This window comes from Streptomyces sp. DSM 118878, from assembly GCF_052936595.1.
Genome location: NZ_CP193622.1, coordinates 2,149,835 through 2,167,435, shown reverse-complemented (window position 1 = coordinate 2,167,435; position 17,601 = coordinate 2,149,835). Strand labels below are relative to the sequence as shown.

Below are 17,601 nucleotides of genomic sequence, written 5' to 3'. Positions count from 1 at the left end.
CGCGTAGGGGCAGCGGCGCGGGCCGGTCCACGGCCCGCGCCTCCGCATGCCCTGCACCCCTTCCCCCGCTACATACCGACTGGTTAGTCTGCCGTGACGGACCAGCCGCGCGAGCCCTGGTCGAGCCCGAGGTCGAAGGAGACCGCACGTGGAGACCCTGAAGGACAAGGGAGTCGTCGTCACCGGTGCCGGGGGCGGGATCGGAGCGGCGCTGGCCCGCCGCTTCGCCGCCGAGGGGGCCCGCGTCGTCGTCAACGACCTGGACGGGGCCAAGGCCGAGGCCGTGGCCGGGGAGGTGGGCGGCATCGCCGTGCCGGGCGACGCCTCCGCGATCGTGGAGCGGGCCACCGAGGCGCTCGGCGGCACGGTCGACGTCTACTGCGCCAACGCGGGCCTCGGCTCCGGCGGCACCGAGGCCGCGCCCGAGGAGGTCTGGGCCGCGGCCTGGGACGTCAACGTCATGGCGCACGTCCGCGCCGCCCACGCGCTGCTGCCCGGCTGGCTGGAGCGCGGCAGCGGCCGCTTCGTCTCCACGGTCTCCGCGGCCGGACTGCTCACCATGATCGGCGCCGCCCCCTACAGCGTCACCAAGCACGGCGCCTACGCCTTCGCCGAGTGGCTCTCGCTGACCTACCGCCACCGCGGCCTCAAGGTCCACGCGATCTGCCCGCAGGGCGTGCGCACCGACATGCTGGCCGCCACCGGCAGCGCGGGCGACCTCGTCCTCACCCCCACCGCCATCGAGCCGGAGGACGTCGCGACCGCGCTCTTCGCGGGCATGGTCGACGACCGCTTCCTGATCCTGCCGCACCCCGAGGTCGCCGCCTTCTACGAGGCCCGCGCCGCCACCCCGGACAAGTGGCTCTCCGGCATGAACCACATCCAGCGGAAGTGGGAGGCGGCCGACAAGTGACCACCTACCCGGCCGGTTCGACCTACGCCGCCAAGCCCTGGCTCGCCCGCCTCAACGACGCCCAGCGCGCCCCCGTCACCCCCGCGGCCTCCGTGGTGCACGCCTTCCGCGCGGCCGTCGCCAGGGCCCCCGAGCACACCGCCCTCGCCTACTTCGACGGCCGCCTGAGCTACCGCGAGACGGACGCCCTCACCGACTCCGTCGCCGGGCACCTGGCCGCCCGCGGCGTGGCCCGCGGCGACCGCGTCGCGATCCTCCTCCAGAACACCCCGCACTTCGTGATCGCGCTCATCGGCGCCTGGAAGGCGGGCGCGACGGTCGTGCCCGTCAACCCCATGTACAAGTCCGCGGAGGTCGCCCACGTCCTGGCCGACGCCGACGTGACCGCGCTGATCTGCGCGGACCGCGCCTGGGACACGTACCTGCGCGAGACGGCGGCGGGGTCGCCCGTGCGGATCGTGCTCACCGCCTGTCAGCTCGACCTCCAGACCAGGAACGACCCCCGGGTCCTCGACTTCGAGCGGCTGCCGCCCGCGGCCGACGCCGACGACCTCCTGGCCATCGCCCGCGAAGGCCTCGCGGCCCCCGCCGACCGCGTCCTCGGCCCGTCCGACGTGGCCCTGATCAGCTACACCTCGGGCACCAGCGGCACCCCCAAGGGCGCCATGAACACCCACGGCAACATCACCTACAACGCCGAGCGCCAGCGCACGGGATCCGGGATACCGGAAGGCGCCTGCTACTTCGCGTTGGCGCCGCTCTTCCACATCACCGGCATGGTCGCCCAGGTCGCGGCGTGCGTCGCCAACGCGGGCACCCTCGCGCTCGCCTACCGCTTCGAGGCCGGCGTGGTCCTCGACGCCTTCGCCGAGCACCGCCCCGCCTACACGGTCGGCCCCTCCACGGCCTTCATGGCGCTGGCCGCCCACCCCGCCGTGACCCGCGGCCACTTCGACTCCTTCGCGATGATCTCCTCGGGCGGCGCGCCGCTGCCCCCGGCCCTGGTGGAGAAGTTCCGCGCCGCCTTCGGCCCCTACCTCCACAACGGCTACGGCCTCACCGAGTGCACCGCCCCCTGCGCCTCGGTGCCGCCGGGCCAGGAGGCGCCGGTCGACCCGGTCTCCGGCACGCTCGCCGTGGGCGTCCCGGGACCCGAGACGGTCGTACGCGTCCTGGACGACGCCGGGCAGGAGGTCCCCTTCGGGGAGCACGGCGAGATCACCGTGGCCGGACCCCAGGTGGTGCCCGGCTACTGGAAGCGGCCCGACGCCACCGACGAGGCCTTCCCCGACGGCGAACTGCGCACCGGCGACATCGGCTTCATGGACCCGGAGGGCTGGCTCTACGTCGTCGACCGCAAGAAGGACATGATCAACGCGTCCGGCTTCAAGGTCTGGCCGCGCGAGGTCGAGGACGTCCTGTACTCCCACCCCGCCGTCCGTGAGGCGGCCGTCGTCGGCGTCCCCGACAGCTACCGCGGGGAGAGCGTCAAGGCGTACGTCAGCCTGCGTCCCGGCAGCGACACCGGCGCGAAGGAGCTGACGGCGTACTGCGAGGAGCGGCTCGCCGCGTACAAGTATCCGCGCGACGTGGAGATCCTGGCGGAGCTGCCCAAGACGACAAGTGGGAAGATCCTCCGGCGGGAACTCCGTTCCCGTTCACAGAACAGTCGGTGACATTCGAAAGGCAGGTGGCGGCAGTGGCCAGGACGACGGACGGTGACGGCACGCCCGTCCCGCGGCGGCTGCTCGCCGCCGCCACCCGGCTCTTCGCCGACCGCGGGTACGACCGTACGTCCGTGCAGGAGATCGTGGAGGCGGCGGGCGTGACCAAGGGCGCCCTCTACCACTACTTCGGCTCCAAGGACGATCTCCTGCACGAGGTCTACGCCCGTATGCTCCGCGTCCAGCAGGAGCGGCTCGACGCCATCGCGGACGGCGACGCGCCCGTCGAGCAGCGGGTCCGCGAGGCCGCGGCGGACGTCGTGGTCACCACGATCGACAACCTCGACGACGCCTCGATCTTCTTCCGCTCGATGCACCACCTCAGCCCCGAGAAGAACAAGCAGGTGCGGGCCGAGCGGCGCCGCTACCACGAGCGCTTCCGGGCCCTGATCGAGGAGGGCCAGCGGTCCGGCGTCTTCGCCACCGCGACCCCGGCGGACCTGGTGGTGGACTACCACTTCGGCTCCGTCCACCACCTGTCCACGTGGTACCGCCCGCAGGGCCCGCTCACTCCGCGGCAGGTGGCGGACCACCTGGCGGATCTGCTGCTGCGGGCGCTACGGCCGTAGCCCGCCGCGCAGCGTGGTGAGGCCGTGCTCGATGAACACGGGCACCAGCTCGCCGATCCGGTCGAAGCCGGCGCCGACCGTCTGGCCGAGCGTGTAGCGGTAGTGGATGCCCTCCAGGATCACGGCGAGCTTGAACCACGCGAAGGCCGTGTACCAGGAGACGGCGGAGACGTCGCGCCCCGAGCGCGCGGCGTACCGTTCGATCAGCTCGGCGGGGTCCGGGTGGCCCGGCGCGCCCGCGGTCGTGCTGACGGGGGAGTCGGGCACTTCGAGCCTGGCGCTGTACATCACGAGCAGCCCGAGGTCGGTGAGCGGATCGCCGAGCGTGGACATCTCCCAGTCGAGGATGGCCCTGATCCGGTCGTCGTCGCCGATCAGGACGTTGTCCAGGCGGTAGTCGCCGTGGACGACGGCCGGGGCGGGCGAGGCGGGCAGCGAGCGCCCGAGGGCGGCGTGCAGCTCGTCGACACCGGCCAGTTCGCGGTTGCGCGAGGCGTCGAGCTGCTTGCCCCAGCGGCGGAGCTGCCGGTCCAGGAAGCCCTCGGGGCGGCCGAAGTCGCCGAGGCCGACCGCCGCGGGGTCCACCGCGTGCAGGTCGACGAGCGTGTCGACGAGGCCGAGCACCGCGTCACGGGTGCGCTCGGGGCCGAGCGGTGCGAGCTCCTCCGCGGTGCGGTACGGGATGCCGTCCACGTACTCCATCACGTAGAAGGGCGCCCCGATGACGGCGTCGTCCTCGCAGAGCAGGACGGGCGCGGGCACCGGCACGTCCGTGGGGTGCAGGGCGGCTATCACCCGGTGCTCGCGCTTCATGTCGTGCGCGGTGGCGAGGACGTGGCCCAGCGGCGGCCGCCGCACGACCCAGCGCGTCGATCCGTCGGTCACCGCGTACGTGAGGTTGGACCGGCCGCCCTCGATGAGCCGTGCGGTGAGCGGTCCGCCTGCCAGGCCGGGACGCTCGCGGTCGAGGTGGCCGCGCAACTGGTCGAGGTCGAGGCCCGGCGGGTGGTCTGCGCTCATGGTCGCTCCTGATCGGCGTGGTGGTCACGTGCCACCCCATGATGCCGACCAGTCGGTATGCCGTCCAGGGGCTGCCGAGCACTCAGTGATCGTCCCAGTGGCCGTCGTGCGCCGCGTGCCGGTGGCCGTCGTGCAGGTAGTCCACGTGGTCGCCGTGGGTCACGGCGTCGTGGCCGCAGCCGTCGCCGTGCCGGTGGTCATGGCCCTGGTGGGCCACGTGGGCGGTGGGCTCGCACTCGTCGTAGTGATCGGAGTGCAGCCGGTGCATGTGGCCGTCGTGCGCGTAGTCGACGTGGTCGCCGTGCGGCACCTCGGCGTGGCCGCAGGCCGGTCCGTGGACGTGGTCGTGCACCGGGTGTTCGTGGTGGAGCGTGGTCATGTCGGGCACCTTCCTGTGACGCGTGGGGTGGGTGACCCTCTCAGGCTAGCCCGAGACGCCCGATAAATTCCGTTATGGAAGCCTTGTGAAAGTTTGCGCGATCCCCGACCGACGAAAGCGGCCCCCATGAAGGCGATCAGCTACCGAAACTACGGCGGACCCGAGGTCCTGGAGTACGGCGAGGTGCGCGACCCCAAGGTCGGGCCCGACTCCGTCCTGGTGAAGGTGCGGGCCGCCGCGGTCAACCCCGTCGACTGGAAGTGCCGCGACGGCCACCTCGACGCGCTTCTGGAACCGGTCTTTCCCGTGATCCCCGGCTGGGACGTCGCGGGAGTGGTGGTGCAGCCGGGCGCCGCCGTCCCGGAGTTCGCCGTCGGCGACGAGGTCATCGGCTACGTGCGCGAGGACTTCCTCTCCCGCGGCACCTTCGCCGAGTACGTCGCGGCCCCCGTGCGCACCCTCGCCCGCAAGCCCCGCAACCTCTCCTTCGAGGAGGCCGCGGGGCTGCCGCTCGCCGGGCTCACCGCCTACCAGGTGATCACCCAGGCCCTGGTGGTGAAGGAGGGCGACGTGGTCCTCGTGCACGCGGCGGCCGGCGGCGTCGGCTCCCTCGCGGTGCAGATCGCCCGGCACCTGGGGGCCCGCGTCATCGGCACCGCAGGCGAGCACAACCACGACTACCTGCGCGGAATCGGCGCGGAGCCCGTCACCTACGGGGACGGCCTCGTCGACCGGGTGCGCGGGCTCGCCCCCCAGGGCGTCGACGCGGCCTTCGACACCGTCGGCGGCGACACGCTCAGGGCCTCCGCCGAACTGCTGGGGCCGGAGGGGCGGCTCGCCTCCATCACCGACAACGAAGTGGTGGGGCTCGGCGGCCAGTACTGTTTCGTGCGCCCCGACGCCGCCGATCTCCAGCGGCTGAGCGAGCTGGCGGAGGAGGGCGTGGTGACCGTGCACGTCGACGAGACGTTCCCGCTGGAGCGCGCCGCCGACGCGCACCGCCGCAGCGCCGAGGGCCGCACCCGGGGCAAGGTCGTCGTCACGGTGGAGTGGGCGGACTGACCGGCCCCACGGGGGCTCCGTCAGACCACCATCGCCGCCGCGCACAGGGCGAGGGCGAGGGTGCACAGGGCCGCCGTGCACGCGTCCCTGGCCGTGAGCCGCCGGGGCCTGGCCGCGGTCAGGGCGACCATCCTGTGGTGCGCGACCGTGAGGAAGCCGAGCCAGAGCAGCAGACAGAGGGCGCAGGCGAGTATGCCGGTCGTGCTCGGGCCCCGGTTCAGCACCGCGCGGGCGGCGAGGACCGCCGCGACGGTGCATGAGAGCGTCGTGCGCCGCCACGCGAGCCTCGTGCGCTCCGGCTGGAGACCGGGGTCCCTGGCGGGCCCGGTGGCCGTCATCCCTCCCACCCGAAGAGCACGACCACCACCATGGCGAGCGCGACCACCGCCACCGCCAGGCTCAGCAGCGTCGGGAAGCGGCTGACGGGCAGGTCATCGCCGCGCCGCATGGCCCGCTCGCAGCGCACCCAGTGGTTGACGGCGCGCAGTGAGCTCAGCACGCCCGCCGCGAGCAGGGCGAGGGCGAGGCCGATCCGCCAGCCCCAGCGCAGGTCCGGCAGGAACTGGTCCACCGCGAAGCCGCCGCCGATCAGCGCCAGGGCGGTGCGCAGCCAGGCCAGGAAGGTGCGTTCGTTGGCGAGCGAGAAGCGGTAGTCGGGGGTGTCGCCCTCCTCGCGAATGCGCTCGGGTGCGAACCACAGCCTCAGACTCCGTACGAAATTGCTCACCGGCGCACCATAAGCCGTGCCCTCGTGCCCCCCGGCAGGCCCCTCACCAGGCGGCGAGCCCTCACCCTGCGCGGTGGGCGAGCAGCCGGCGGTAGGCGGCGAGCCCGTCCGGCACCCACTCCCACTCGCCGAGCCGCCGCGCCAGCTCCTCCTCGGGGAGGAAGGCGTGCCAGGCGACCTCCTCGGCCTGCGGGTCCACGGGCAGGTCGCAGCGGACCTCGTGGACGGAGGACCACCAGCTATGGCCCGCGCCGTCCTCGTAGAGGAACGTGAACAGCGGTGTGGGGCGCGGCAGCCCCTCCACGCCCAGCTCCTCCTGCGCCTCGCGCAGCGCCGCGTCGGCGTAGGACTCGCCCGCCCCGACCACGCCGCCGACGAACATGTCGTACAGCGAGGGGAAGACCAGCTTCTGCGGGGTGCGGCGGTGCACGAAGACGCGGCCCTCGGAGTCCTTTGCCAGGATGAACACGCAGCGGTGGCGCAGGCCGCGCGCGTACACCTCGCCGCGCGGGGCCTCGCCGATGACCTGGTCGTTCTCGTCGACGACGGACAGGATCTCCTCGCGGGGGTCGGCCGGACCCGTGGTGGCATCAGTCATACCGTCCATCCAACCCCACGCGGCTCAGAGCCTGTGCTCTCACTGGCCCATGACGTACCTGACGGTGGGGCCCGCGGTCCAGCCGCCGTCGACGGCCAGCTCCGCGCCCGTCACGTAGGAGGCGGCGTCCGAGAGCAGGAAGACCATGGCGCCCGCGATCTCGTGCGGCTCGCCGACCCGGCCCATCGGCGTGTTCGGGTACTTGCCCTCGCCCTGTTCGATGCCGACCTGGGCGGTCATCGGGGTGTACGTCATGCCGGGGTGGACGGAGTTGACGCGGATGCGGGCCGTGCCGAGCTCCACCGCGCCGATCTTGGTGAGGCCGCGCACGCCCCACTTGGATGCGCCGTACCCGGCGGTGAGCGCGAGGCCCATGAGCCCGGCCGCGGAGGAGATGTTGACGATCGAGCCGCCGCCCGCCTCCTTCATCGCGGGGATCACGGTCTTCATGCCGATGAAGGAGCCGGTGAGGTTGATGTCGAGGACCTTGCGGAAGTGCTCGACGGACTCCGACTCCAGGAACTGTCCGGTGGATATCCCGGCGTTGTTCACCAGGCCGTGGATCGCGCCGAACTCGGCGACGGCGAGGTCCGCCACGCGCCGCCAGTCCTCCTCGGACGTGACGTCGTGGTGCGCGAAGCGGGCGCGCGCGCCGAGCGCCTCGGCGGTCGCCAGGCCCTCCTCGTCCAGGACGTCGGTGAGGACGACGTTCGCCCCGGCGGCGACCGCCTGGCGGGCGGCCTCGGCGCCCAGGCCGCGGGCGGCGCCGGTGATGACGATGGTCCTGCCGGTGAGGTCGTACGTGGTCATGCGTCTTCTCCAGGGGTGGGTGGCGCGGCCCGCAGCAGGGCCGTCGTGGTCGTGACGAGGTCCGAGAGGAAGACGTCCTCGCCGGTCAGGGGCGTGGTGCCGGCCAGGTACTGCCGGGCCCGGTCGCTCATCGCGGCGCCGATCAGGGTGAGCGCGAGGTCGAGCCGCTCCAGGCGCACCGGCTCCGGCAGCCCGGGGGCGAGGCGGTCCTCGACGCGCCCGATGAGCGTCCAGTAGACGGTGCCGTCGAGGGTGGGGTGCGGGGTCCTGGTGCGGACGCCGCTCTCGTGGCTGAGCTGGGCGGAGATGCGCAGACAGCGCAGGCCGCGTTCGGTGCGCAGCTCGGTGGCCTCGGCGTTCACCAGTGCGGTGAGCAGCCCCCGCAGGCCGTCCCCGGCGTGCTCCAGCTCGGCGGTGAGCACCTGCTCCGTGCGGCTCTGGCGGGCCGCCATCACGGCGTCGAGGAGGCCGCCGCGCGAGCCGAAGTGGTACTGGACCGCCGAGGGGTTGCTCTGCCCGGCGAGCTTGACGATGTCCCTGAGCTGGGCCCCGTCCACCCCTTGCGCGGCGAAGACCTCCTCCGCCGCACGGATGAGCTTCTCCCGGGTCTCGGGTCCTGACGTCCTTGCCATGGGGCCACTGTAATGCTGGCCATTATTAAAAAGCGAACAGGGCCGGGCGGGGCGGGGGCGGCGGGGCGTCGCCGCGCGGGAGGTCCGGTTGCCCGCCCGCGGAGCCGCGCGGCATCGCCGGGTGCATCCCGAGCAGCACCACGCCCGCCACGATCGCCGCGAGCCCCGCCGCCTCCCACGCGAGGGCGCCCGAGTCCGTCCGGAGCCGGTCGCCGAGGAAGCCGACGCCGCACGCGATCCCGGCCAGCGGCTGCGCGGCCGTCAGCGCGGGCAGCGACATCCGCAGCGGAGCCGTCTCGAAGGCGCTCTGCACCAGGACGAGCGCCGTGACGCCGAGCACGAGCACCGCGTACGGCTGCCAACCGGTCAGCACCTCGGGCACCCCGCCCGCGGCGAACCGGTCGCCGGTCACCCGCGTCAGCGCGTCCTGCACGCCGTAGAGCAGCCCGGCGGCCAGCGCGAGCAGCACCGGGCCCGCGCCGAGCCGGGACCTCTTCGCGCACGCCGTCAGGATCAGTGCTCCGCCCACCATCAGGCCGACGATCAGCCAGTGCCGCAGCGGACTGGTCTCCGCGACGCCCCCGCGCGGCTCACCCGCCACGATGAACGCGGTCACCCCGCCCGCGAGCAGCACGAGCCCCGCCCAGCCCTGGCGGCCGAGCGGCTGCCCGGTCTGGTACCGGGAGAGGGCGAGGGCGAAGAGGAGCTGGGTGGCCAGCAGCGGCTCGACGAAGGAGATCTCCCCGCGGCCGAGCGCGAGCGCCCCGAGCACCATCCCGCAGACCATCAGGCCGATCCCGGCCAGCCAGCGCGGCACCTTCACCAGGTCGAGGAGGAGCCGGAACGAGAGGAAGTCGCTCAGCGGTGCCGTCCGCGCCACGTTCTGCTGGAGCACGAAGCCGAGGCCGAGGCAGCAGGCCGCTCCGATGGCGAGGGCGAGAACCAGGACCGACACGTCACACACCTCGGGCTCGGGATCGCGACCGTACTCGGGCACCCGGAGAGCGGCGGAGGGGGTGTCCGCGCGCGAGCCGGGGCACGAAATGGGGACTTGGCCGACGATAGCCGCCCATCGTCCCCGCCGCGCACCGGAACCCGACGCGTTCGACCCGTCTGCCGGTTGACGTGCGGCATGCCGCTGTCGAGGATCTGACCCATCAGTAACCTCGCGGGACCCTGTCTAGGAGGACGACCCCCATGGCGTACGACGCAGACGTGATCGTGATCGGGGCGGGTCTCGCCGGGCTCGCGGCGACCGCGGAGCTGGTGGACGCGGGCCGCCGGGTCATCCTCGTGGACCAGGAACCCGAACAGTCCCTGGGCGGCCAGGCGCACTGGTCCTTCGGCGGCCTCTTCTTCGTCGACTCGCCCGAACAGCGACGTCTGCGGATCAAGGACTCCCACGCGCTCGCGATGCAGGACTGGATGGGCACGGCCGCGTTCGACCGTCCGGAGGACCACTGGCCCCGCAAGTGGGCCGAGGCGTACGTCGACTTCGCGGCCGGTGAGAAGCGGTCGTGGCTGCACGGCCAGGGCGTACGGTTCTTCCCGGTCGTCGGCTGGGCCGAGCGTGGCGGCTACGACGCGCAGGGCCACGGCAACTCCGTGCCGCGCTTCCACATCACCTGGGGGACCGGTCCTGGCCTGCTCGCGCCGTTCGTGCGGCGGGTGCGCGCCGGGGTCGCGCGCGGCCTGGTCCAGCTCCGGTTCCGGCACCGCGTCACCGGGCTCTCGCGCAGCGCGGGCGCCCTCGACACCGTCACCGGCGAGGTGCTCGAAGCCTCCGACGTCGAGCGCGGCAAGGCCAGCAGCCGCGAGGTGACCGGCACCTTCGAGTTCCGCGCCCAGGCGGTGATCGTCACCTCCGGCGGCATCGGCGGCAACCACGACCTCGTACGCGCGAACTGGCCCGAGCGGCTCGGCACCCCTCCCGAGAAGATGATCTCCGGAGTCCCCGCGCACGTGGACGGCAAGATGCTCGGCATCGCCGAGGCGGCCGGGGCGCGCCTGATCAACCGCGACCGCATGTGGCACTACACCGAGGGCATCGAGAACTGGAACCCCATCTGGGACCGGCACGGCATCCGCATCCTGCCCGGCCCCTCGTCCCTCTGGCTCGACGCCCGCGGTGACCGGCTGCCCGTGCCGCTCTTCCCCGGCTTCGACACCCTCGGCACGCTCGAACACATCATGGGCACCGGCCACGACCACACCTGGTTCGTCCTCAACCAGCGCATCATCGGCAAGGAGTTCACCCTCAGCGGCTCCGAGCAGAACCCCGACCTGACCGGCAAGTCCGTGCGCGGCGTCATCGACCGCGCGCGGTCCGAGGTGCCGGGGCCCGTCAAGGCGTTCATGGACCACGGCGTCGACTTCGTGGTGGAGAAGGACCTCGGCGCCCTGGTGCGCGGCATGAACGCGCTCACCAAGGAGCCCCTCATCGACGAGGCCGCGCTGCGCCGCACCCTCGCCGCGCGCGACCGCGAGATCGCCAACCCCTTCACCAAGGACCTCCAGGTCACGGCCATCCGCGGGGCCCGCAAGTTCCTCGGCGACCGCCTCATCAGGGCCGCCGCGCCGCACCGCATCCTCGACCCCAAGGCGGGGCCGCTCATCGCCGTACGCCTCAACATCCTCACCCGCAAGACGCTCGGCGGCCTGGAGACCGACCTCTCCTCGCGCGTCCTGACCGACGGCGGCCGGCCGCTCGACGGGGTGTACGCGGCCGGGGAGGCCGCCGGGTTCGGCGGCGGGGGAGTGCACGGCTACCGCTCGCTGGAGGGCACCTTCCTCGGCGGCTGCCTCTTCTCGGGCCGCACGGCGGGCCGCGCCGCGGCCCGGCAGGTGGGGTGAGGGGGCCCCTTGCCGGACGGACGTACTCGCAGATGGCGGATGAAGTGCGCGCGTTTTGAAATGAGTTGGTGAAGAAAGCAAGGGTAGGCTGCCCTTGACGTGGAGGGGCGCCTACCGGTTTGCTGTGCGTGATCATCCGCTCGCGAACCGCGCCGGGGAGGAAGTCCCGCGGTGTCACCACCCCCACCCCCACTGGGCCGCTCCCGCAAGAAGACGGCCGCACAGGCCTTCGACGCCGCGCTCGACGACACCGAACTCGTGGCGGCGCGGTCTGCGTTGGTCCAGGGCCGCTGGGCCGAGGCCCGCGAGCTGCTCGCCGCCACCGGCGACGACTGGGACCGCAGGGGACACCGCTTCGACGTACTCGGCCAGGAACCCGCCACCGCCGCGTGGGCCCGCGACTGGCGGCTCGTCGAGCCCGAGAGCCACGACGCCGAGCTGCTGCTCGCCTTCGCCGCCGTGCACAAGGCGCTGCGGGGCAAGGCGCGTTCGGACAAGGTGCGCGCCCAGTGCCGCGAGGCGGCCACCCGCACCTCCGCGGACCCCACGCCGTGGCTCGCGCTGCTCCTGCTCGAACGCTCCCTGGGGCACGAGGAGGATGTCGTACGCCTCTTCGACGAGGTCAGGCACCGCCACCCCGAGCACCACCACGCCCACCACCTGATGATCGCCCGGCTCGCCGAGCGGCGCCCCGGAGCGGGCCAGGACCCGCTGCACGAGGTGTACGACTTCGCGTCCTGGGCCGCGGAACAGGCCGCGCCCGGCTCGCCGCTCGCGGTCCTGCCCGTGATCGCGCACACCGAGCGCTACCGGGTCCTCGCCGCGGCGGGCCTGGAGCCGGCCGACCCCGTGGCCTCCCGGCACTGGACCGGGCGCCGCGCCCGCGGTGTCATCAGGACCGCCTTCGACTGGTGGCTGGAGTGGGAGACGCCCGCACGGCCGTCCCACCCGCGCTGCCACGTCGACCTCAACTTCCTTGCCCACGCGAAATTCTGCGAGGGCAGGGCGGCCGAGGCCGCCGTGCTCTTCCACCGCATCGGACGGCACGCGACCCCGGCCCCCTGGTCCTATCCGGACCGGGATCCGCACGAAGCGTTCACGGCCGCGCGTGCCACAGCGCTCGGATCGGCCTGAACATCCGTACCCCCGACGTACCCCTGAAAGGACGACCGCGCCATGGCGACGGGCAGTTCGAGCACGAGCGGAACGAGATCACTCGGCGAGCCGAAGGACGGCGGGGGGATCAGTACGTACAAGGGTGAGGAACGCGCGCTGCGGGCCGGCCGGCTCGGCACGGCGGGCCTGCTGCTCTCCGTGCTCGCCGCGACCGGGCCCCTGATGGTCGTCGCGGGTGTCATGCCCACCACATACGGCGTGATGGGCGTGGTCGGACAGCCGCTCCTCTTCCTCATCCTCGGCGTCGTCCTCGCGCTCTTCAGCCTGGGATACGCCGAGATGAGCCGGCACGTGCACAACGCGGGCGCCTTCTACGCGTACATATCCCGCGGGCTCGGCGGAACCGCCGGGGCGGGCGCCTCGCTGGTCGCCCTCGTCTCCTACAGCGCCCTTCAGGCCGGCCTCTACGGACTGCTCGGCTTCGAGGTGTCCGGGCTCATCCAGACGTACTTCGACGCCGAGGTCGCCTGGTGGATCCCCGCGCTCCTCGTCGTGGCCCTCGTCGCCGTCCTGGCCTGGCTGAAGATCGACCTCAACGCGCGCGTGCTCGGCGTCCTGCTGATCGTCGAGGTGGTGCTCGTCGTCATCTTCGACATCGCGGCCATCGCCGACCCGGCCAAGGAGGGGCTGTCGCTGCACGCCTTCAACCCCGACACGCTCACGGGGGCGGGCGTCGCCACGTCGCTCTGCTTCTGCATCGCCGCCTTCACGGGCTTCGAGCAGGCTCCCGTGTACGCGGAGGAGACCAGCCGTCCGCAGGTCGTGGTGGCCCGCGTGATGTTCTTCGCCGTCGGGTTCGTCGCCGTCTTCTTCGCGATCAGCTCCTGGGCGCTGACCGTCGCCGCCGGACCGTCGGGGATCGTCCCGGCCGCGCGGGAGCAGAGCGCGGGGCTGCTCTTCGGACTCACCGAGTCGCGGCTCGGCGGCACCTTCACCGACGTCATGCACGTGCTGTTCGTGACGGGCATGTTCGCGGCGATCCTCAGCTTCCACAACGTGGTCGCGCGCTACGCCTTCGCGATGGGGCGCGAGGGGCTGCTGCCCGCCGCGTTCGGCCGCACCAACACCTCCACGGGCGCCCCGGGCACGGGGTCGCTGCTCCAGACCGTCGTCTCCGTCGTGGTCGTCGTGGGCTTCGCCCTCACGGACGACGGCGCGGCCGGTGACCCGACCGCGCCCGTCCTGCACCTGTTCACCTGGGGCGGCAACATCGGTGCCCTCGGCGTGATCCTGCTGATGGCCACGGCCTCCGTCGCCGTCATCGTCTTCTTCGCCCGCAGGGGCGCCGCGCGGGCCCAGGCCTGGCGCATCGCGGCCTCCGCGCTGGCGGCGGCGGGCCTCCTGGTCATCGCCGCCTACACGGTCAAGGACTTCGACGTCCTGGTGGGCGCGGGCCCCGACTCCGCCCTGAGCTGGGTGCTGCCGGGCATCATCTTCCTGGCGGCCGCGATCGGAGTGGCCTACGGAGCGTTCCTGCGGGCCAGGAACCCCGCCGCCCACGCCAGGATCGGCCTGGGCAACGAGGCCTTCCGGCTGGAGAAGGCGTCGGGCTCGCCGGAGGGCTGAGAACCAACCCTCCGGCGAGCGAGAAGCGGTGCCCCGGGGCGGTGCCCCGGGGCGGGGGCTAGATGATCAGGGACAGCAGGAGGACCAGGGCTCCCGCCACCACGGAGATGATCGTCTCCATGATGGACCACGTCTTGATCGTCTGGCCGACGTCCAGGCCGAAGTACTCCTTGACCAGCCAGAACCCGGCGTCGTTCACGTGCGAGAAGAACAGCGAACCCGCACCGATGGCCAGCACGAGCAAGGCCGCGTGCGAGGTCGACATGTCGGCCGCCAGCGGCGCCGCGAGGCCCGCCGCCGAGATCGTCGCGACCGTCGCCGAGCCGGTCGCGAGCCGGATGGCCACCGCGATGAGCCAGGCGAGCAGCAGCGCGGGGATCGACCAGTCCTCGGAGAAGTCCAGGATCATCTGGCCCACGCCGACGTCGATGAGCGTCTGCTTGAAGCCGCCGCCCGCGCCCACGATCATCAGCACGCCCGCGATCGGGGCGAGGGACTTCTCGACCGTGACCGACAGCCGGTCCTTGGTGAAACCGGCCGCGCGGCCCAGCGTGAACATCCCGACGATGACCGCGGCGAGCAGGGCGATCAGCGGTGAGCCGACGACGTCGAAGACCCGCTGCACGGTGGTGTCGGGGTCGTCGACCACGATGTCCACCAGGGCCTTGGCCAGCATCAGGACGACCGGCAGCAGCACCGTGGCCACGGTGACGCCGAAGCCGGGGCGCTTCTCCAGGTCGTCCGACGACCGCTGCGGGATCATCTTCTCGGGGGCGGGTACGTCGACCCAGCGCGCCGCGACCTTCGAGAACAGCGGCCCCGCGATGATCACCGTGGGGATCGCCACGAGGACGCCGAGCGCGAGCGTGACGCCGAGGTTGGCCTTGACCGCGTCGATCGCGACGAGCGGGCCGGGGTGCGGCGGGATGAGGCCGTGCATCACGGAGAGCCCGGCGAGCGCGGGGATGCCGATCCGCATCAGCGAGTAGTTGCCGCGCTTGGCGACCATCAGGACGACCGGGATCAGCAGCACGATGCCGACCTCGAAGAAGAGCGGCAGACCGATCACCGAGGCGATGAGCACCATCGCCCACGGCATGGCGCGCCCGCCCGCCTTGGCGAGGATCGTGTCGACGATCTGGTCGGCGCCCCCGGAGTCGGCGAGCAGCTTGCCGAGGATCGCGCCGAGGGCGATGAGGACGCCCACGCCCGCGACGGTCGAGCCCAGCCCGCTCGTGAAACTCGTGATGACCTTGTCGAGCGGGGCGCCCGCGAAGGCACCCAGCGCGAGTGACCCGACGGTCAGCGCGAGGAACGCGTGCAGCTTGAACTTGGTGATGAGCAGGACGATGACGGCGATACCCGCGAGGACGGCGATCCCCAGCTGGGCATGGCCCGCCGAGGTGATCGCCTCGACGGGGTCCGCTGCCAGCATCTCGACGCTGAGATGGGTCACGGTTGATCCCTAGTACGAGAGGTGTTGTGGGAGTGCGTGGGGGGTGGGGCTACGGGGCTTCGAGGCCGCGCAGGGCCTCGACGGCCCGCTCGGTGATCTCCTCGGGGCTGCCCGAGACGTCGACGGCGACGCCCGCCTCGTCCGCCCCGAGGGGCTGGAGCGTGGCGAACTGCGAGTCGAGGAGCGCGGTCGGCATGAAGTGGCCCTGCCGGTGCGACATCCGGTCCTCGATGAGCTTCCGGTCACCGGTGAGGTGGACGAAGGTGATCCCGGGGGCCGCGGCGCGCAGCCGGTCCCGGTAGCCGCGCTTCAGCGCCGAGCTGCTGACCACGCCGCCCTTGCCCGCGCGGCCGTCCGCCCAGGCGCCGATGGCGTCGAGCCAGGGCCACCTGTCGTCGTCGGTGAGCGGGGTACCGGACGACATCTTCTCGATGTTCGCCGGCGGGTGGAAGTCGTCGCCCTCGGCGTACGGGACGCCGAGCCGGTCCGCGAGCAGGGGCCCGATCGTGGTCTTGCCGGTCCCTGCCACGCCCATGATCACGACGACGTGGGGGGTGCGCCGTTCCTTCATCGCGTCCTGCCTCGCTGTCTTCATCGACATCGGTCTTTCGTTCACGTCACTGAAACCTATTAGGTCTGACGAATTCAAGAGTCTGTGACATAAAAGTCTGACTTATTGTTCACGTGGCATGCCTCGTAGGCTTCCCCCATGACCGCTCAGGCCCGAGGGCTGCACTCCCGCGTACTGGAAAGCCTCGGGCCCGCCATCACGGCCGGCGAGTACCCGGCCGGAAGCGTCCTGCTCACGGACGAGCTCGCCCAGCGCTTCGAGGTGTCACGCTCCGTGATGCGCGAGGCGGTCCGGGTCCTGGAGTCCATGCGCCTCGTCGCGTCCCGCCGTCGCGTGGGCGTGACCGTGCTGCCCATCGAGCAGTGGAACGTCTACGACCCGCAGGTCATCCGCTGGCGGCTGGCCGGCGCCGAGCGGCCGCGCCAGCTCCGCTCGCTGACCGTGCTGCGCTCCGCGATCGAGCCGGTCGCGGCCGGGCTCGCCGCCCGGCACGCCACGGCCGCCCAGTGCGCGGAGCTCACCGAGTGCGCGCTCGGCATGGTCGCCCACTCGCGGGGCCACCAGTTGGAGGGCTATCTGCGGCACGACGTCGCCTTCCACCGGGTCATCCTCAACGCCTCCGGCAACGAGATGTTCGCGCGCCTCGGTGACGTCGTCGCCGAGGTCCTGACCGGCCGCACCGCCCACCAGGTGATGTTCGAGGACCCGGACCCGCCCGCCGTGACCCTGCACGTCAAGGTCGCCGAGGCGGTCAGGGAGGGCGACGCCGCCCGCGCCGAGGAACTGACCCGGGAGATCGCCCTGGGCGCCCTGGAGGAACTGGACATCCTGGCGCCCTGAGGCGCAGGCCATCCGGGGGTCGGTGACAATGGACGGCATGTCCCGACGCGCCACACGCCCCACGCCCTGCCCCTGCGGCCACCCCCAGCCGTACGAGAAGTGCTGCGGCGGTCTCCACCGGGGCGAGGCCGCGGCGAGCAGCCCCGAGGAGCTGATGCGCTCCCGCTACAGCGCCTTCGCCGTGCGGGACGAGGGCTACCTGCTGCGCACCTGGCACCCGCGCACGCGCCCGCCGCGCGTGGAGTTCGACCCGGCGATGCGCTGGACGGGCCTGGAGATCGAGGAGACCACCGAGGGCACCGCGTTCCACACCACCGGCACGGTGACCTTCCGGGCGCGCTACACCGACGGCGGCCGCCCCGACGCACTGCACGAGCGCAGCCGCTTCGAACGGCTGGACGGCGCCTGGGTGTACGTCGACGGCGCGTTCATCGACTGAGGCCCACGCGCCCTCGCCCCCGCGCCCTCGCCCCACGCGCCCTCACCCCACCCGTCGTGACCCGGCCACCGGCGCGGGTGCGCGCGTGGGGCTCCAGGGGAGCGGGGATTCACACGGGGTGTGTCCCCGTCGCGCCCGGTGCGCACCGCTGCCGCCCGGAAGCCGCCGACGGGCCCAAACACCCCGGCCCGACCGTCAGTTCGAGGCCCCGGAGCGCCCGCCCACATAGGCGGGAACCCTCGCTGCGGCCGACCGGGCCCGCCAGT

Annotated in this window: 19 protein-coding genes; 9 read left to right on the top strand and 10 right to left on the bottom strand. The window is 72.6% G+C overall.

The features are described 5' to 3' along the window. Positions 1-157 precede the first annotated feature (157 nt). The 3 genes from ACRAKF_RS09315 to ACRAKF_RS09305 are packed head-to-tail and all read left to right on the top strand — an operon-like array spanning position 158 to position 3,206. Positions 158-913, top strand: a complete 756-nt coding sequence (locus tag ACRAKF_RS09315; RefSeq protein WP_447041890.1) for an SDR family oxidoreductase — start codon at positions 158-160, stop codon at positions 911-913. Further along, positions 910-2,589: a class I adenylate-forming enzyme family protein gene (locus ACRAKF_RS09310; protein ID WP_447036462.1), complete on the top strand. Its 1,680-nt coding sequence runs from the start codon at positions 910-912 to the stop codon at positions 2,587-2,589. Before ACRAKF_RS09315 ends, ACRAKF_RS09310 begins: the two co-directional genes overlap by 4 nt. Positions 2,590-2,612: 23 nt before the next feature. Continuing rightward, complete coding sequence (locus tag ACRAKF_RS09305; protein ID WP_447036461.1) at positions 2,613-3,206, top strand: TetR/AcrR family transcriptional regulator; 594 nt, start codon at positions 2,613-2,615, stop codon at positions 3,204-3,206. Here the strand turns inward: ACRAKF_RS09305 and ACRAKF_RS09300 are convergent. Both ACRAKF_RS09300 and ACRAKF_RS09295 read right to left on the bottom strand, forming a co-directional pair. After that, positions 3,195-4,226 carry a phosphotransferase family protein gene (locus tag ACRAKF_RS09300; RefSeq protein WP_447036460.1) on the bottom strand — a complete coding sequence of 344 codons (1,032 nt, stop codon included), beginning with the start codon at positions 4,224-4,226 and terminating at the stop codon, positions 3,195-3,197. The two genes, ACRAKF_RS09305 and ACRAKF_RS09300, sit on opposite strands and share 12 nt — an antisense overlap. A gap of 82 nt (positions 4,227-4,308) precedes the next feature. Beyond that, positions 4,309-4,605 (bottom strand): hypothetical protein, encoded by a 297-nt coding sequence (locus tag ACRAKF_RS09295; RefSeq protein ID WP_447036459.1) that lies wholly within the window; start codon positions 4,603-4,605, stop codon positions 4,309-4,311. Positions 4,606-4,731: 126 nt separating this feature from the next. Between ACRAKF_RS09295 and ACRAKF_RS09290 the strand changes: the two genes are divergently transcribed. Next, a complete protein-coding gene (locus tag ACRAKF_RS09290) occupies positions 4,732-5,667 on the top strand; it encodes an NADP-dependent oxidoreductase (protein WP_447036458.1) in 936 nt (311 codons plus the stop codon). Between the two features lie 20 nt (positions 5,668-5,687). Here ACRAKF_RS09290 and ACRAKF_RS09285 read toward each other — a convergent pair whose 3' ends face one another. The 6 genes from ACRAKF_RS09285 to ACRAKF_RS09260 all read right to left on the bottom strand — a co-directional run bounded on the left by ACRAKF_RS09285 (position 5,688) and on the right by ACRAKF_RS09260 (position 9,389). Beyond that, positions 5,688-6,005, bottom strand: coding sequence for a DUF202 domain-containing protein (locus ACRAKF_RS09285; RefSeq protein WP_447036457.1), 318 nt, complete (start codon positions 6,003-6,005; stop codon positions 5,688-5,690). After that, positions 6,002-6,394: a YidH family protein gene (locus tag ACRAKF_RS09280; RefSeq protein ID WP_447036456.1), complete on the bottom strand. Its 393-nt coding sequence runs from the start codon at positions 6,392-6,394 to the stop codon at positions 6,002-6,004. The genes ACRAKF_RS09285 and ACRAKF_RS09280 overlap by 4 nt, the downstream gene beginning before the upstream one ends. Positions 6,395-6,455: 61 nt before the next feature. Beyond that, positions 6,456-6,992: an NUDIX hydrolase gene (locus ACRAKF_RS09275; protein WP_447036455.1), complete on the bottom strand. Its 537-nt coding sequence runs from the start codon at positions 6,990-6,992 to the stop codon at positions 6,456-6,458. A gap of 39 nt (positions 6,993-7,031) precedes the next feature. Continuing rightward, positions 7,032-7,802 carry a glucose 1-dehydrogenase gene (locus ACRAKF_RS09270; protein WP_447036454.1) on the bottom strand — a complete coding sequence of 257 codons (771 nt, stop codon included), beginning with the start codon at positions 7,800-7,802 and terminating at the stop codon, positions 7,032-7,034. Beyond that, a complete protein-coding gene (locus ACRAKF_RS09265; RefSeq protein WP_447036453.1) occupies positions 7,799-8,434 on the bottom strand; it encodes a TetR family transcriptional regulator in 636 nt (211 codons plus the stop codon). Before ACRAKF_RS09265 ends, ACRAKF_RS09270 begins: the two co-directional genes overlap by 4 nt. A gap of 25 nt (positions 8,435-8,459) precedes the next feature. Further along, positions 8,460-9,389 carry a DMT family transporter gene (locus ACRAKF_RS09260; RefSeq protein ID WP_447036452.1) on the bottom strand — a complete coding sequence of 310 codons (930 nt, stop codon included), beginning with the start codon at positions 9,387-9,389 and terminating at the stop codon, positions 8,460-8,462. A 242-nt stretch (positions 9,390-9,631) separates the two neighbouring features. On the opposite strand from ACRAKF_RS09260, the gene ACRAKF_RS09255 reads away from it, so the two are divergent. The 3 genes from ACRAKF_RS09255 (at position 9,632) to ACRAKF_RS09245 (ending at position 14,029) form a co-directional block, all read left to right on the top strand. Next, positions 9,632-11,287 carry an FAD-binding dehydrogenase gene (locus ACRAKF_RS09255; protein ID WP_447036451.1) on the top strand — a complete coding sequence of 552 codons (1,656 nt, stop codon included), beginning with the start codon at positions 9,632-9,634 and terminating at the stop codon, positions 11,285-11,287. Between the two features lie 171 nt (positions 11,288-11,458). Then, positions 11,459-12,421: a hypothetical protein gene (locus ACRAKF_RS09250; RefSeq protein ID WP_447036450.1), complete on the top strand. Its 963-nt coding sequence runs from the start codon at positions 11,459-11,461 to the stop codon at positions 12,419-12,421. Between the two features lie 42 nt (positions 12,422-12,463). Then, entirely contained in the window at positions 12,464-14,029 is a 1,566-nt protein-coding gene (locus ACRAKF_RS09245) for an APC family permease (protein WP_447036449.1), read from the top strand. A gap of 58 nt (positions 14,030-14,087) precedes the next feature. Here the strand turns inward: ACRAKF_RS09245 and ACRAKF_RS09240 are convergent, their stop codons facing one another. Next, the gene (locus tag ACRAKF_RS09240; RefSeq protein ID WP_447036448.1) at positions 14,088-15,485 is read right to left on the bottom strand and encodes a GntT/GntP/DsdX family permease; all 1,398 of its coding nucleotides are present in this window, start codon (positions 15,483-15,485) and stop codon (positions 14,088-14,090) included. 49 nt (positions 15,486-15,534) lie between these two features. Next, complete coding sequence (locus ACRAKF_RS09235; RefSeq protein ID WP_447041888.1) at positions 15,535-16,056, bottom strand: gluconokinase; 522 nt, start codon at positions 16,054-16,056, stop codon at positions 15,535-15,537. Between the two features lie 138 nt (positions 16,057-16,194). Between ACRAKF_RS09235 and ACRAKF_RS09230 the strand changes: the two genes are divergently transcribed. Together ACRAKF_RS09230 and ACRAKF_RS09225 are read left to right on the top strand one after the other, a co-directional pair. Then, on the top strand, positions 16,195-16,896 hold the full coding sequence (locus ACRAKF_RS09230) for a FadR/GntR family transcriptional regulator (protein ID WP_447036447.1): 702 nt from the start codon (positions 16,195-16,197) through the stop codon (positions 16,894-16,896). Positions 16,897-16,933: 37 nt separating this feature from the next. Further along, a complete protein-coding gene (locus ACRAKF_RS09225) occupies positions 16,934-17,335 on the top strand; it encodes a YchJ family protein (protein WP_447036446.1) in 402 nt (133 codons plus the stop codon). Positions 17,336-17,601: the final 266 nt, after the last annotated feature.

Bases quoted from the DNA above. Each gene is read 5' to 3' on its own strand.
- ACRAKF_RS09225 (WP_447036446.1), top strand. From the start codon at position 16,934: ATGTCCCGACGCGCCACACGCCCCACGCCCTGCCCCTGCGGCCACCCC.
- ACRAKF_RS09270 (WP_447036454.1), bottom strand. From the start codon at position 7,802: ATGACCACGTACGACCTCACCGGCAGGACCATCGTCATCACCGGCGCC.
- ACRAKF_RS09255 (WP_447036451.1), top strand. From the start codon at position 9,632: ATGGCGTACGACGCAGACGTGATCGTGATCGGGGCGGGTCTCGCCGGG.
- ACRAKF_RS09265 (WP_447036453.1), bottom strand. From the start codon at position 8,434: ATGGCAAGGACGTCAGGACCCGAGACCCGGGAGAAGCTCATCCGTGCG.
- ACRAKF_RS09290 (WP_447036458.1), top strand. From the start codon at position 4,732: ATGAAGGCGATCAGCTACCGAAACTACGGCGGACCCGAGGTCCTGGAG.
- ACRAKF_RS09230 (WP_447036447.1), top strand. From the start codon at position 16,195: ATGACCGCTCAGGCCCGAGGGCTGCACTCCCGCGTACTGGAAAGCCTC.
- ACRAKF_RS09300 (WP_447036460.1), bottom strand. From the start codon at position 4,226: ATGAGCGCAGACCACCCGCCGGGCCTCGACCTCGACCAGTTGCGCGGC.
- ACRAKF_RS09285 (WP_447036457.1), bottom strand. From the start codon at position 6,005: ATGACGGCCACCGGGCCCGCCAGGGACCCCGGTCTCCAGCCGGAGCGC.
- ACRAKF_RS09275 (WP_447036455.1), bottom strand. From the start codon at position 6,992: ATGACTGATGCCACCACGGGTCCGGCCGACCCCCGCGAGGAGATCCTG.
- ACRAKF_RS09235 (WP_447041888.1), bottom strand. From the start codon at position 16,056: ATGAAGGAACGGCGCACCCCCCACGTCGTCGTGATCATGGGCGTGGCA.
- ACRAKF_RS09245 (WP_447036449.1), top strand. From the start codon at position 12,464: ATGGCGACGGGCAGTTCGAGCACGAGCGGAACGAGATCACTCGGCGAG.
- ACRAKF_RS09295 (WP_447036459.1), bottom strand. From the start codon at position 4,605: ATGACCACGCTCCACCACGAACACCCGGTGCACGACCACGTCCACGGA.